The following is a 12,945-nucleotide window of genomic DNA, read 5'->3' on the forward strand; positions in this document are numbered from 1 at the left end:
AATTGCCTTACGGTTCTTTATTCGTGCGGAGATGGTCGTGAATGGTTTGCTAAGTTCGTCCGGCGTTTCAACTCAGGCGGCAGCATCTTCACCTCGGCGCCTTCAGGTTTTTCCACTTCTTGCTTTGCTGGCGCTTGGGGCGTGCGGGGAAAAGAAGGAGCAGGCGGCAGCTCCACCCCCTCCGGTTACCGTTGCTCAACCCACAAGGCGGGTGGTGACGGATTGGGACGAATTCACCGGCCGCTTCGATGCGATCGAGCAGGTCCAGATTCGCGCGCGCGTGACGGGGTTCGTCATGACCGTGGACTTCAAGGACGGCGCCATCGTCAAGGAGGGAGACCTTCTCTACACCATCGATCCCCGCCAGTATGAAGCCACCGCCGAACAGGCGCAGGGCCAGCTCAATGACGCCAAAGCGAAGATCGATTTCGCGCAGCGCGAGCTGGAGCGTGCTGAAGCCTTGGTCAAGACCTCGGCGGTGTCCGAGTCTATTGTCGATCAGCGGCGGCAGGCCCTTCAGGTGGCGCAGGCCGCATCACTCCAAGCCGAAGGTGTATTGAAGCGCGCCCAGCTCGATCTCGAATACTGCAAGGTTCGCGCACCGATTGATGGGCGCATCAGCCGCCACCTCGTGACCATCGGAAATCTGGTGCAGGGCAGCGAAACCGGCGCGACGCTGCTGACCTCGATCGTCTCGATGGACCCGATCCATGTTTATTTCGACATGGACGAGTCGATTTATCTCAAGAACAGCCGGCTCTGGTTTGAGGGCAAACGGCCGAGTTCACGCGACACGCCAAATCCGGTGCAAGTCATGCTCGCCGGCGAGACCAAGCCTTCGCACGAAGGCCGAATGGACTTCCTCGACAACCGGCTGGACATCGGAACCGGCACGTTGCGCGGCCGCGCTTTGGTCGACAATCACGACCTGTCGATTCTGCCTGGGCAGTTTGCCCGCGTCCGCGTGCTTGGCAGCGCGCCGTATGAAGCGCTGCTGCTCCCGGATACGGCTATTGCCACCGATCAGTCACGCAAGATCGTTTTCGTGGTCAAGAGCGACGACACCGTCGACGCCAAACCGGTCACGCTTGGTCCGCTGGACGATGGGCTGCGGGTGATCAGGGAGGGACTGAAGCCTGACGACAGGGTCATTGTCGAGGGCCTGCAACGCGCGCGCATCGGCGCAAAAGTTGCGCCCCATGCACCGACAACCACCAGCACAAGCAGTGCAAAGCCATGAACCTCGGCCGCCTGTCCATCAACCAGCCGATTCTTGCGATGGTGTTGTCCATCGTCCTGCTGATCGTTGGCGCGATCGCCTATACGACATTGCCCGTTGCTGAATATCCGCCAATTGCGCCGCCGACAGTCGTCGTGACCACGCAATACCCCGGCGCATCCGCGCAAACGGTCTCGGATACCGTTGCGACACCGATTGAGCAGCAGATCAACGGTGTCGAGGACATGCTGTACCTCTACAGCCAGGCAACCTCCAACGGCCAATTGAACATCACGGTCACCTTCAAGCTCGGGACTGATCTCGACAAGGCGCAGGTCCTGGTCCAAAACCGCGTAGCTATTGCTCTGCCTCAATTGCCCGAAGAGGTACGGCGAAACGGCGTTGTGACGGAGAAGAACAGTCCCGACCTGCTGATGGTCGTCTTCATGCTGTCGCCGGATGATACCTATGATCAGCTTTACATCAGCAATTATGCCCTGCGGCAGGTGCGCGATCAGTTACTGCGTCTCGATGGCATCGGTGACATCCAGATTTTCGGTGCGCGTGACTATTCGATGCGGCTCTGGCTCGATCCGGAGAAGATCGCAAATTTGGGAATGACTGCGGGCGATGTACTGACCGCCATCCGCGCCCAGAATCTGCAGATCACCGGTGGTGTGATCGCGGAGCCGCCGATATCGGACCGAGCATTCCAGCCCAGCCTCACGTTCACCGGCCGGTTGAAAGATCCGCAGCAGTTCGAAAACATCGTTATTAAAGCGGGTGCTGATGGCCGGACCGTGCGGCTGCGCGATGTTGCGCGCACCGAACTCGGGGCTTTGGCTTATAGCACCAACAGCTTCCTGCTTCGCAAGCCCGCCGTCGCGATGCTGGTTTCGCAGCGTCCCGGCTCGAACGCGTTGGCCACTGCGAAGCAGATTTCCGACGCGATGGTCAAACTGAAGGCCGATTTCCCTCCCGGTCTCGAGTACAACATCGGCTACAACCCGACCGAATTCATCGCACAGTCGGTTCACGAATTGATCAAGACGATCTATGAGGCGATGATTCTTGTCGTCATCGTGGTGTTGGTGTTTCTGCAGGGCTGGCGGCCGGCGATCATTCCTATTATTGCAATTCCAGTATCCCTGGTCGGAACCTTTGCGGTCATGGCCGCGCTCGGATATTCGGTCAATAATCTGACGCTGTTTGGTCTTGTGCTGGCGGTGGGCATCGTGGTCGATGACGCGATCGTCGTCGTGGAGAACGTCGAGCGGCATCTCGGCGCTGGAATGAGCCGCCGCGACGCGGCGCTCTTGACGATGCAGGAAGTCGGCGGCGCGCTGGTATCTATTGCACTTGTTCTTTGCGCGGTGTTCGTCCCGACAGCCTTTCTGGGAGGCATCTCCGGCCAATTCTTCCAGCAATTCGCAGTGACGATTGCTGTTGCGACCGCAATCTCCTGCTTCTGTTCGCTGACGCTGTCGCCAGCGCTGGCTTCCTTGATTCTAAGACCGCACGAACACGCCCGTCCACCGGCGAGCTGGAATTTCATCGCGCGCGGATGGGAGACGTTCACGGGGGCTTTCAATCGGCTGTTCGATCGCTTGTCCCATGGCTATGCGGCGACGGCCGAATTCGTCATCCGGCACTCGGTGGTGATGTTGCTGCTTTATGCCGTCCTGATCGGCAGCGCGGGTTGGCTGCTGGTCACCACGCCGCAAGGCTTCATTCCGGCGCAAGATCGCGGCTACGTGATTGTCTCGGTGCAATTGCCGGGAGCCGCGTCCTTGGCGCGCACGACCGAAGTGGTGAGGCAGATCGAAAAGATTGCGCTTGAGACGCCCGGTGTTGTCCGTGTGCCGTCCTTCGCGGGTCTGTCGGGCGCTACGCGCACGCAGGCCAGCAACGCGGCAGCGCTTTTTCCGGTGTTCGACGAGCCGGAGGCGCGCGTCAAGAAAGGCCTGACCGCCGCCGTAATCACCGCGGAATTGCGCAAGCGTCTGTCGGCGATCGAAAACGCGTTTATCATTGTGGTGCCACCACCGGCCGTTCCTGGCATCGGCACCGGCGGCGGGTTCGCCATGCGGGTGCAGGATCGCCAGGGGCGGGGGCCTGAACTGCTCGCCGCCGCGACCGATGAGCTCGTGAACGCGGCGCGCAAGGCGCCCGGGCTGACGGCGGTGTTCTCGCCGTTCACAGCGAACACACCGCAGGTCTTCGTCGGTATCGATCGCCAGAAGGCGCAGATGTTGAGCGTGCCGATCCAGAATATCACGGATGCGATCGAGACCTACTTCGGATCCGCTTATGTCAACGACTTCAATATTCTCGGGCGAACGTATCACGTCACAGCCCAAGCCGACTTGCCGTTCCGTAAGGAAACCGCCGACCTTGCGCGCTTGCAGACGCGCAACTCGGCCGGACAAATGGTGCTGCTTGGAAGCATGGTCGACTTCCGCGACATATCGGGACCTGATCGCGTGGCCCGCTACAATCTCTATCCGGCCGCGGAGCTGCAGGGCGATACGCTGCCGGGCACGAGTTCCGCAACGGCCCTCAATATCATGCAGAAACTGGCGCACGAAACGCTGCCGACTGGTTTCTCATTCGAGTGGACTGACCTGTCCTACCAACAGGCGACCGGTGGTCAAACCGGCCTCTATGTCTTCCCGATTTGCGTGCTGTTCGTCTACCTGGTGCTGGCGGCCCAGTACGGCAGTTGGAGTCTGCCGTTCGCTGTGATCCTGATCGTGCCGATGTGCCTGCTTGCGGCCACGATCGGTGTGCGCGTCATGGGGCAGGATATCAACATCCTGACTCAAATCGGCTTTGTCGTGCTGGTGGGACTTGCGGCAAAGAACGCCATTCTGATCGTCGAGTTCGCGCGTGACATCGAACGCGAAGGCCGCAATCAACTCGAAGCCGTGATTGAGGCTTGCCGGCTCCGCTTGCGCCCCATTCTAATGACGTCCTTCGCCTTCATCCTTGGCGTGCTGCCGCTGGTTATCTCGACGGGATCGGGCTCGGAAATGCGTCAGGCGGTAGGCGTCGCGGTGTTCTTCGGAATGCTGGGCGTGACGTTGTTCGGCCTGATCTTCACGCCGATCTTCTACATCCTGGTGCGGCGCCTGGCAGGCGGCAAGTTCGAGCCGGTCGAGAAGACCTGATCTCGCGCCTGGCTGGCTCGGGAAGACGTAAATCAGGAAGACGTAAGATCACCGGAGCGAGGGTTTCTCGGCGGCGGGGTTCGCTTTGCCGGATTCCTTCCGTCCCTGTGCCTGCAGACTGTTCTGCATTCGTCGCAGCGTCCCTTCGAGCACGCTCCTCACGGCAATCCGGGCGCGGCGCTTATCGCCGGCCGCGATGGCGTTGTAGATTTCGAGATGCTCCTCGTAAGCTGCGGCCGCGGTATCGGCTTTCTTTGCGGACGTGGCCCTTGCCGAAGCGATGGCATCGTACAAATGCGGCTGCAGAAATTCCACAAAGCCGATGATGAGGGGATTTTGCGTGGCCGCCGCCACCGCGCGATGAAATTCGATATCAGCCGACAAAGCTTCATCGAATGACTTCCGCGACGGCTCCATGGCCTTTAGGCACCTCTCCATTTTCTTGAGGTCGCCGGGCCTTCGCCGTTCGGCTGCCAGACTGGCGGCCTGAACTTCAACGCCCATACGCAGCTCCAGCACCTCCAGAATGGCGCGTGCCTTTTCATTGGATTTGGTCAGCCGGAACGGGCGATCGATGGTGTCCTTGGCAACGAACACGCCTTTGCCCTGGCGCGAGTCCACGAGCCCATCGGCCTTGAGGCGTGACAACGCCTCGCGAATGACGGTGATGCTGACGCCGTAGTTTTGAGCCAGGTCTTTGCCCGCAGGCAGTTGCTCACCCAGTGCGTACTCACCGCTCACGATCGTCTCCCGCAGCGCGACAGTGATGCGATCCGCAAGACTCTGCGGCGCAAGGGTTTGCTCAATTCGTCTGGAAGGCATGATTGCTTTCGAGTGCGCGTGTCATTTACCGAGGGAACGTGCTTTGCCGGAATTGCCTTAACGAAAAGAAATACAGCATAATGCTTACTTCAATACCTAGGAAATTCGCAAACGACCTTCAATGCGTCTCTCAATAGGAAGTTCCTGATGGTTGGCCCCAGCTCATCGTTCTGGGAGTTTTCGCTCACCGTCTACTCAAAGTCTGGTGTTCCGGATGCCTGCCTGGAGCTTCAGGATAAGCACGGGGCTGACGTCAACATCGTGCTCTTCATGCTGTGGGTTGCAGTGCAGGGGCGCCGCCTGAATGCCGAAGATATCGGCGGAATCGTCAGCCTGACAGCAGATTGGCAAAAAGACGTCGTGAGGCCGCTTCGCCTCGCGCGCCGCTTTTTGAAAGCGCCGGCCGCGGAATGGCAGCTTCAGGAAACCGCCGCGCTTCGCGCGCGCATCAAGGCCGATGAGCTGGAGGCAGAGCGTGTGCAGCACAGCGTCATGGCGAATTTTTTTCATGGTCATTCCATAGGGCAGGCGGATGAGTTCGATACCGCTGCGTTTGCCAATCTCGAAGCTTATGCAATGTCGCTCCGTGTTGTCTTCCCCGCGCAGATTGTCTTGTTGCTGACGAAAGCGGCACGTCACGAAATGTGAGACGCGCCGTGTGCAGCGTGCTGTGCGACAACAATTTGTCTTTTCAACTCTGTTGTTTGCATCGCATTTTGCGCTGCTGTCACGTGCGAAGTGTGCTGCTTGAATCTCATTGTGTGCTGCAGAAGAGCTTGCGCGGTGCATCATATGTAATCAGTCGTTGCCTTTGATTTGGCGTTGCCCCGGTCAACTTATCATATAAGCTGATAACATGGACGTCAGCCGGGGAGACCTTCAGGTGTCGGACAATCAGAGTTTGCGGGGCTTCGTCGAAAACACCGAGAGGCAGTTTCCGGATGAAGTTCTCAGGATCAAGGAGCCGGTCAGCAAGCGGCTCGAGATGACGTCGGTGGTGTTTGAGCTCGACCGCCTGAACAAGAGCCCGGTGGTGATCTTCGAAAATGTCGAAGGCTCCGATATGCCGGTCGTCACCAACATCGCAGGCAACCGAAGTTTGCTGGCACACTGCCTGAACACAACCCCTGCTGATCTGCCAACGACATTCCGCGATCGGTGCCAGAACTACATTCCTTGTGAGGTCGTTTCCAAAGGCGCGTGGGATGAAGTCGTGCTCGAAGGCGATCAGGTCGATCTCACGAAACTGCCGATTCCATTTCAGTTCACCGTGGATGCCGCACCCTATATTACCGCTGGCCAGATCACGGCGCGCGACCCGGAAACCGGCGTGGACACAACCGGATTTCATCGCCTGATGTTGAAAGGCAAGAACAGGCTCGGCGTGTCGCTCCATTCGCGCCGGCGCATGTATGAATTTCATCGCCGCGCCGAGGCGCTCGGGCAATCGCTGCCGGCCGCGATCGTGATCGGCAATCATCCTCTGCATTACATGGGGTCGATGGTCTACGCCTATCCGCCGAATGTCCGGAAGTATGAAATCATCGGTGGCCTGTTTGGCGAGCCATACCGTGTCGCGCGCTGCGGGGTGGGCGATCTGGAGGTTCCCGCAGGCGCGGAAATCATCATCGAAGGGGAGATTCTGGCGAACGTCCACGAACCGGAAGGTCCGTTTGGCGAGTTCACCGGATACGCATCTTACCGCAGCACACAAAATGTTTTCGTTGCACATCGCGTGCGGATGAAGCGTGATGCGTTCTTCCACAGCGTGGTGTCCGGAATGTCGCGCGACCACATCCTGATTTCGTGCATCACGCGTGAGGGCGAGATCCTCAACGCGCTTCGCCGCAACCTGCCGAACGTGCGCGCTGTTCACGTACCGCACAAGACCTGCGGTGCCTTCCTTGCTATCGTCTCGATGAAGAAGATCGCGGACGGCGAGCCGAAGATGGCCATGCTGACGGCGCTCGGAACCGAGCTCTACACCAAGCACGTCATCGTGGTCGACGACGATGTCGATATCTTCGACATGGAAGACGTGATGTGGGCTGTGGCCACGCGCGTGCGTGCGGAGAAGGACGTTTTCATGGTCCCCGGCGTGAAGTCGGCGATTATCGATCCAACATCGGATCCCAAGAACTTCACGGTGACCAAGATGGGAATCGATGCGACGGCACCGCTGGAAGACGGCTTCGCTGAGCGGTTGGTCATCTCGGATGAGCAGCGTGCGCGTGCACGGGAAATTCTCGCGAAAGCTAACGTCACGGTGTGACGCGCTTAGCAGGGATCGCGACTAACTGACGATCGACTTTAAGAAGGAAGATTCAAGAAGCCCTGAGAATTGGCCCGATTTGTGCAGCAAGCACCAGCGACTGACACACATCTCCATGGAGCAGAATGATGAAACGACGTTATATTGCGTGGCTTTCCTTAGCTCTTGCACTCGTCGCTGCGCCGCACACCGCGAGTGCGCAGACGAAGGTGAAATTCACCCTCGACTGGATTCCCGGAGCGACACACGGTGCTTTCTTCGTTGCGCTTCAGAAGGGTTACTACAAGGCAGAGGGCCTCGACGTCACGATCGACCGCGGTAAGGGATCGGCAGAAGTCGTGCGTCAGCTTGCTGCTGGTAGCTACGATATGGGATTTCCCGACATCAACGTCGTGATGGATTTCAATTCAAAGAATCCCGATCAAGGCTTCCCTGTCTTGATGAGCGGATACGAGGAGGCGCCCGCCGCGATCTTCGTGTTGAAGTCGAGCGGCATCACCGACCCCAAACAGTTGAACGGCAAGAAGCTCGGTTCGGCGGCGAATGATTCGACCTTCAAGCTGTTCCCGATCTTTGCCAGCAAGACCGGCATCGATCCGGCCTCGATGCAGATTCAGTACATCGAGCCAAGTCTGCGTGAGGTGCTTCTGGCACAGGGCAAGGTGGATGCCATCCCGGGACAGGTCTTTAACTCCTTGCTTGAACTGCAGGCCAAGGGTGTCAAGAAAGACGACATCAAGTACTTCATGTACAAGGATTATGGCCTCGAGCTGTACGGCAATTCCATTGCGGCATCGCGTAAATTCCTCAAGGAGCATCCTGATGCGGTGAAGGGATTCCTTCGTGCCACGATGAAGGGGCTCAAAGACGTCGCGAAGGACCCTGAGGTCGCGGTGAAGGCTGCGCTGGCTTACGAGCCTTTGCTGAATGCCGACATCGAACGCGAACGTCTTCGCGTCGCGCTGGATTGCTGCATTCTGACCGAGCACGTCAAGAAGGATGGGTTCGGCGACGTCAATCGCGAGCGGCTGCAGAACATCATTACGCTGATTACCAAGGCCTACAATCTGCCGCGCCAGCCTTCCTTGGAGGAAGTGTTCGATCCATCCTATCTGCCGCCCAAAAGCGAGCGGATGATCAACTGACCAAAGAGCGTTCTGGCCGAAAGGGACTCCCGCCGATGTCGTTTATCCAACTGACTGACGTTGATTTGGTCTATGGATCTTCCGGCGGGAAGGCCTCCGGCGATCAGACGCTCGCCGTCTCCGGAGCCAATATCAGCATCGCGCATGGTGAGTTCATCGCCATCGTCGGTCCGAGCGGCTGCGGAAAGTCGACACTGCTGAAGCTGATTGCGGGACTGGTCAAGCCAAATCGCGGGACCGTTCGCGTCGATGGCGCGGACGTTTGCCGGCCCCAAAAGGTCGGAATGGCGTTTCAAAATGCGACGCTGCTTCCGTGGCGAAACGTCCGTGACAACGTGATGTTGCCGCTGGAAATCGTCGAGCCTTACCGCAGCCGGCAGAAGGCAGATCACGACAAGAACTGCGCGCGGGCGGAGGAACTGCTGGCAACAGTTGGCCTGTCGGGTTTCGCCGACCGGATGCCATGGCAACTGTCTGGAGGTATGCAACAGCGCGCGCAGCTCTGCCGCGCTCTTATTCACGAGCCTTCGATCCTGCTGTTGGATGAGCCCTTCGCGGCCCTGGATACCTTCACGCGTGAAGAGCTCTGGAGTGTGTTGCAGGATCTGTGGTCTTCGCGGAAGTGCACAATCATCCTGGTGACGCATGAGCTGCGCGAAGCAGTTTACCTCGCGCAAACGGTCCATGTGATGAGTGCACGTCCCGGGCGGATCGTCAAAACCAGCAGCGTCGATATCGCGCGTCCGCGTACGCTGGACTCCACTTTTCAGCCTGACTTCGTTGGACTGGTTCACGATCTGCGGGATCACATCGGTCGGGGGAAGAAGTCTTGACGAACGAATCGATAGGGCGCCTTGCGCCGTGGCTGACAGCGCTGGCCTGTATCATTCTGTGGTGGCTGATCATCGTCGCATTCGGGATCAAGAGCTTTATTCTCCCAACACCGTGGGAGACCATGAAGGCGCTTTACACCTACCGCGGTCCGCTTTTCACCAATGGAATGGCGACGCTTCTCACAACCTTGCTGGGGTTCGGCATCGCCGTCGGTGTCGGCTTGATCCTCGGTATTCTGGTGGGTTCCTCACGCCTTGCCTATCAGGCGCTCTATCCGCTGCTTGTTGCCTTCAACAGCGTGCCGAAGGCTGCGCTGGTGCCGATTTTTGTCATCTGGTTTGGGACGGGAACGGTGCCGGCGGTCGTCACGGCCTTCATGCTCTCGTTCTTCCCGGTCGTTGCGAACGTCGCCACCGCATTCGCGACCATCGAACCTGAATTGCTCGAGGTGATGCGGTCGCTCGGCGCCTCGCAGCGGGACATGACAATCAAGATCGGGATTCCGCGATCTTTGCCGTACTTTTTCGCATCCTTGAAAATCGCGATCACGCTGGCATTTGTCGGTTCGGTGATCGCTGAGATCGTGGCCGGCAATAACGGCATTGGCAACGTCATGCTGGTCGCGGGATCGAACTTCAATGTGCCGCTCGTTTTCGCTGCGCTGTTCGTGGTTGGAGCAATGGGGGCCGGAATGTATGCGATCTTCGACGTCCTGGAACGCAGGCTGACGAGCTGGTCTGTGCGCGGTGCCAGCATGGCACAGCACGCAACTGGCGGCTGAGTTGTAGAAAAATGCGCAGGGAGATCATGGGCAATCAGGCCAACACGCGGAAAGCAAAAGAGACGAACGCTCCGCGGATCATCGTGGGCATCACTGGAGCGTCGGGGGCTATCTACGGTCTGGCCGCGCTGAAGGCGCTACGTGCTGCCGGGGTCGAAACCCATCTTGTCGTGTCGCGGTCGGGGCAGATCACCATGGCCCATGAGACGGAGACCAAGTTTTCGGATCTGCCAGCGTTGGCTGACGTGGTGTATCGGGTCGACGACATCGCAGCGGCCATTTCGAGTGGGTCGTTTCAGACCATGGGCATGATCATCGCGCCGTGCTCGGTGCGCTCACTGGCGGAGATCGCCAGCGGCGTAACATCAAGTCTCCTGACGCGCGCTGCCGATGTGGTTCTGAAGGAGCGTCGCAAGCTGATTTTGATGGTGCGTGAGACGCCGTTCCACCTCGGCCATCTGCGGTCGATGACACAGGTTACCGAGATGGGCGCTATTGTCATGCCGCCGGTGCCGGCGTTCTACGCCCGTCCCGCGACGCTCGACGACATGGTCAATCATTCAGTGGGCCGCGCCCTCGATCTGTTCGGGATCAACAACGATCTGGTACGGCGCTGGGGCGAGAGCGTTGGAATCGGGGGCGGGCGTTAGTTCCCCAGCCAACTTCCAACGGCGTATGAACATCCTGTATGATGAGGGTGAGCGATTTCTCTCACTGGATGTTCAAATGGACGTTGAATTGAAAACCATCGACCATGAGAACCTGAGTCGAACGGTCTACCTCGCGCTCTGCGATGCGATTACCAAGGGCCAGTTTCGGTCGGGTGATCGGCTGAAGATTCGCGATATCGCGGCTCAACTCGGCACAAGTGTCACGCCGGTGCGAGACGCTATTCTGCGGCTAGCGCATGATGATGCGGTGGTCTTTCGCTCGGCGCGCGATATCCGCATCCCGCATCTGAGCAAAGCGCGTTATCTCGAGATCCGCTCGATCCGTCTGAAGCTCGAAGGACTGGCGGCCGAAAATGCGGCACGCCTGGTGACAGACGAGGATATCGCCGAGCTGGAAGCTATCGTGAAGAGTAATGAAGAGGCGCTTGCCCGCGCTGATTTCATCCACGGCGCAGAACTCAATCAGGCCTTTCACTTCCGCATCATGCAGATCGCCAGAATGCCGGTGCTGTCCGGTGTCATCCAGCGGATCTGGCTGCAGATGGGTCCGGTCATCGCGGATGCTTATATCGATGGGGGGCGCTCAATGATCCAGCATCATTATCCGGTGATTGAAGCGCTGAAGCGGAAAGATCCCGACGCTGCGGCTGCGGCCATCATGAACGATCTCATCAAAGGTGGGCAGGCGGTCTACGACCGCGTATCTACGCTGGACCAGGACAGCGAAGGCGACGGGACATTGAAATAGCTTTCCCAGCGCGAGGTGAGAAAGCTCGCCAGATATGATGAGGGAAGGAAGCTCGCCGTTAATATAAAGGCTTGCCGACATCGCTATTATGATGCATCATACATCAAATGGAATTGAGAGGCTTAGTAGCCCCGGTTAAGGGCCTTTATTTGTGGGAGTTTTTCGTTCGATGACGGCTGATGCGAACCGGCGCGGAGAGCTGGTGTCAAACAGCGATCCCCACGGCAGTGCGACGCTTGAGAAGCTTGGAGAGCTGCTCGAGATTGCCGCACCGCCTGTATCCAACGCTGAGGCCGAAGAGCTGGCGCGCGTGCATTTCGGTCTCGATGTCACCGTCGAGCTACTCGTCGGTGAGCGCGACCGAAATTTCCATCTGCGCGCCCGCAACGGCGACGAATATGTTTTGAAAGTGATCCATCCCGCTGAAGATGATGCGGTGACGGACTTTCATAGCAGGCTGCTGTTGCACATCCAGGCCACCGATCCAGGGCTGGCCGTGCCGCTGCTCATTCGTCCACGAAACAGCGATGCGAATGAAGCGGTGTGGCGAACGGACAAACATCCCCCGCGCCGCGTGCGATGCCTCACTTATCTTGCGGGGTGTCCGCTCCATCGGGCGGAACGAAGCGCAGCTCAAAAACGAAACATCGGCACGTTTCTCGCGCGCCTCAATCTCGCGTTGCGGGGTTTTCGCCACCCGGCGGATGGTCATGAGTTGCTGTGGGATACGAAGCACGCCAACCGGGCGCGCTCGCTGCTGAGCAATCTGGATGAGGCGCGCAAGACCCTGGCCACGCGTGCGCTCGACCGCTTCGCCGCGAATGTCCTGCCGCGGCTGCCGCAGTTGCGCACGCAAGTCATTCATAACGATTTCAATCCGCACAACGTCCTTGCGGGCATCCCGCGCAATGACGAGATCGCGGGCGTCATCGACTTCGGAGATTCGGTGCACTCGCCGATCGTGCAGGACCTTGCAGTTGCGGCAGCTTATCAATTCGAGCCAACCGGGCATCCGCTTGAAGGCCCCGCCGAAGTCGCTGCGGCCTTTCACGAACTGCATCCGCTGTTGCCGGAAGAAGTCGAGATTCTGCCCGACTTCATCGGGGCACGGTTTGCACTCGCCATTGCGATCAGCTTTTGGCGCGCTGCAAGGCATCCCGACAATGCGAGCTACATCATGCGGAATCAAAATGCCGCATGGTCCGGACTTCAGCGTTTGAACGAAATCTCCCGCACCGAGGCCATCGAATGGCTTCACAAGCGTATCGGAACGAGGTGACCAG

At 58.8% G+C, this 12,945-nt stretch carries 11 protein-coding genes; 10 read left to right on the forward strand and 1 reads right to left on the reverse strand.

All coding sequences use genetic code 11. The annotated features are described in order from the left end of the window. The first annotated feature begins 31 nt into the window (after positions 1–31). Together ACP0KA_RS16740 and ACP0KA_RS16745 are read left to right on the forward strand one after the other, a co-directional pair. The gene (locus tag ACP0KA_RS16740) at positions 32–1,240 is read left to right on the forward strand and encodes an efflux RND transporter periplasmic adaptor subunit (RefSeq protein ID WP_424629858.1); all 1,209 of its coding nucleotides are present in this window, start codon (positions 32–34) and stop codon (positions 1,238–1,240) included. Further along, entirely contained in the window at positions 1,237–4,389 is a 3,153-nt protein-coding gene (locus ACP0KA_RS16745; protein ID WP_424629859.1) for an efflux RND transporter permease subunit, read from the forward strand. The genes ACP0KA_RS16740 and ACP0KA_RS16745 overlap by 4 nt, the downstream gene beginning before the upstream one ends. Positions 4,390–4,437: 48 nt before the next feature. Here ACP0KA_RS16745 and ACP0KA_RS16750 read toward each other — a convergent pair whose 3' ends face one another. After that, the gene (locus ACP0KA_RS16750; protein WP_424629860.1) at positions 4,438–5,211 is read right to left on the reverse strand and encodes a FadR/GntR family transcriptional regulator; all 774 of its coding nucleotides are present in this window, start codon (positions 5,209–5,211) and stop codon (positions 4,438–4,440) included. A 147-nt stretch (positions 5,212–5,358) separates the two neighbouring features. On the opposite strand from ACP0KA_RS16750, the gene ACP0KA_RS16755 reads away from it, so the two are divergent. From ACP0KA_RS16755 to ACP0KA_RS16790, 8 genes are all read left to right on the forward strand, one after another. Next, positions 5,359–5,859: a TIGR02444 family protein gene (locus ACP0KA_RS16755; RefSeq protein WP_424629861.1), complete on the forward strand. Its 501-nt coding sequence runs from the start codon at positions 5,359–5,361 to the stop codon at positions 5,857–5,859. 235 nt (positions 5,860–6,094) lie between these two features. Next, positions 6,095–7,483 carry a UbiD family decarboxylase gene (locus tag ACP0KA_RS16760; RefSeq protein WP_424629862.1) on the forward strand — a complete coding sequence of 463 codons (1,389 nt, stop codon included), beginning with the start codon at positions 6,095–6,097 and terminating at the stop codon, positions 7,481–7,483. A 128-nt stretch (positions 7,484–7,611) separates the two neighbouring features. Continuing rightward, positions 7,612–8,628, forward strand: coding sequence for an ABC transporter substrate-binding protein (locus tag ACP0KA_RS16765; RefSeq protein ID WP_424629863.1), 1,017 nt, complete (start codon positions 7,612–7,614; stop codon positions 8,626–8,628). Between the two features lie 35 nt (positions 8,629–8,663). Beyond that, positions 8,664–9,461, forward strand: a complete 798-nt coding sequence (locus ACP0KA_RS16770) for an ABC transporter ATP-binding protein (RefSeq protein ID WP_424629864.1) — start codon at positions 8,664–8,666, stop codon at positions 9,459–9,461. Continuing rightward, complete coding sequence (locus ACP0KA_RS16775; RefSeq protein WP_424629865.1) at positions 9,458–10,243, forward strand: ABC transporter permease; 786 nt, start codon at positions 9,458–9,460, stop codon at positions 10,241–10,243. Before ACP0KA_RS16770 ends, ACP0KA_RS16775 begins: the two co-directional genes overlap by 4 nt. A 26-nt stretch (positions 10,244–10,269) precedes the next feature. Continuing rightward, positions 10,270–10,893 carry a UbiX family flavin prenyltransferase gene (locus tag ACP0KA_RS16780; protein ID WP_424629866.1) on the forward strand — a complete coding sequence of 208 codons (624 nt, stop codon included), beginning with the start codon at positions 10,270–10,272 and terminating at the stop codon, positions 10,891–10,893. A gap of 76 nt (positions 10,894–10,969) precedes the next feature. Continuing rightward, a complete protein-coding gene (locus ACP0KA_RS16785) occupies positions 10,970–11,662 on the forward strand; it encodes a GntR family transcriptional regulator (RefSeq protein WP_424629867.1) in 693 nt (230 codons plus the stop codon). A gap of 169 nt (positions 11,663–11,831) precedes the next feature. Continuing rightward, positions 11,832–12,941 carry a phosphotransferase gene (locus tag ACP0KA_RS16790; RefSeq protein ID WP_424629868.1) on the forward strand — a complete coding sequence of 370 codons (1,110 nt, stop codon included), beginning with the start codon at positions 11,832–11,834 and terminating at the stop codon, positions 12,939–12,941. Positions 12,942–12,945: the final 4 nt, after the last annotated feature.

It is taken from the genome of Bradyrhizobium sp. SYSU BS000235 (assembly GCF_049747295.1).
Classification (GTDB): Bacteria; Pseudomonadota; Alphaproteobacteria; order Rhizobiales; family Xanthobacteraceae; genus Afipia.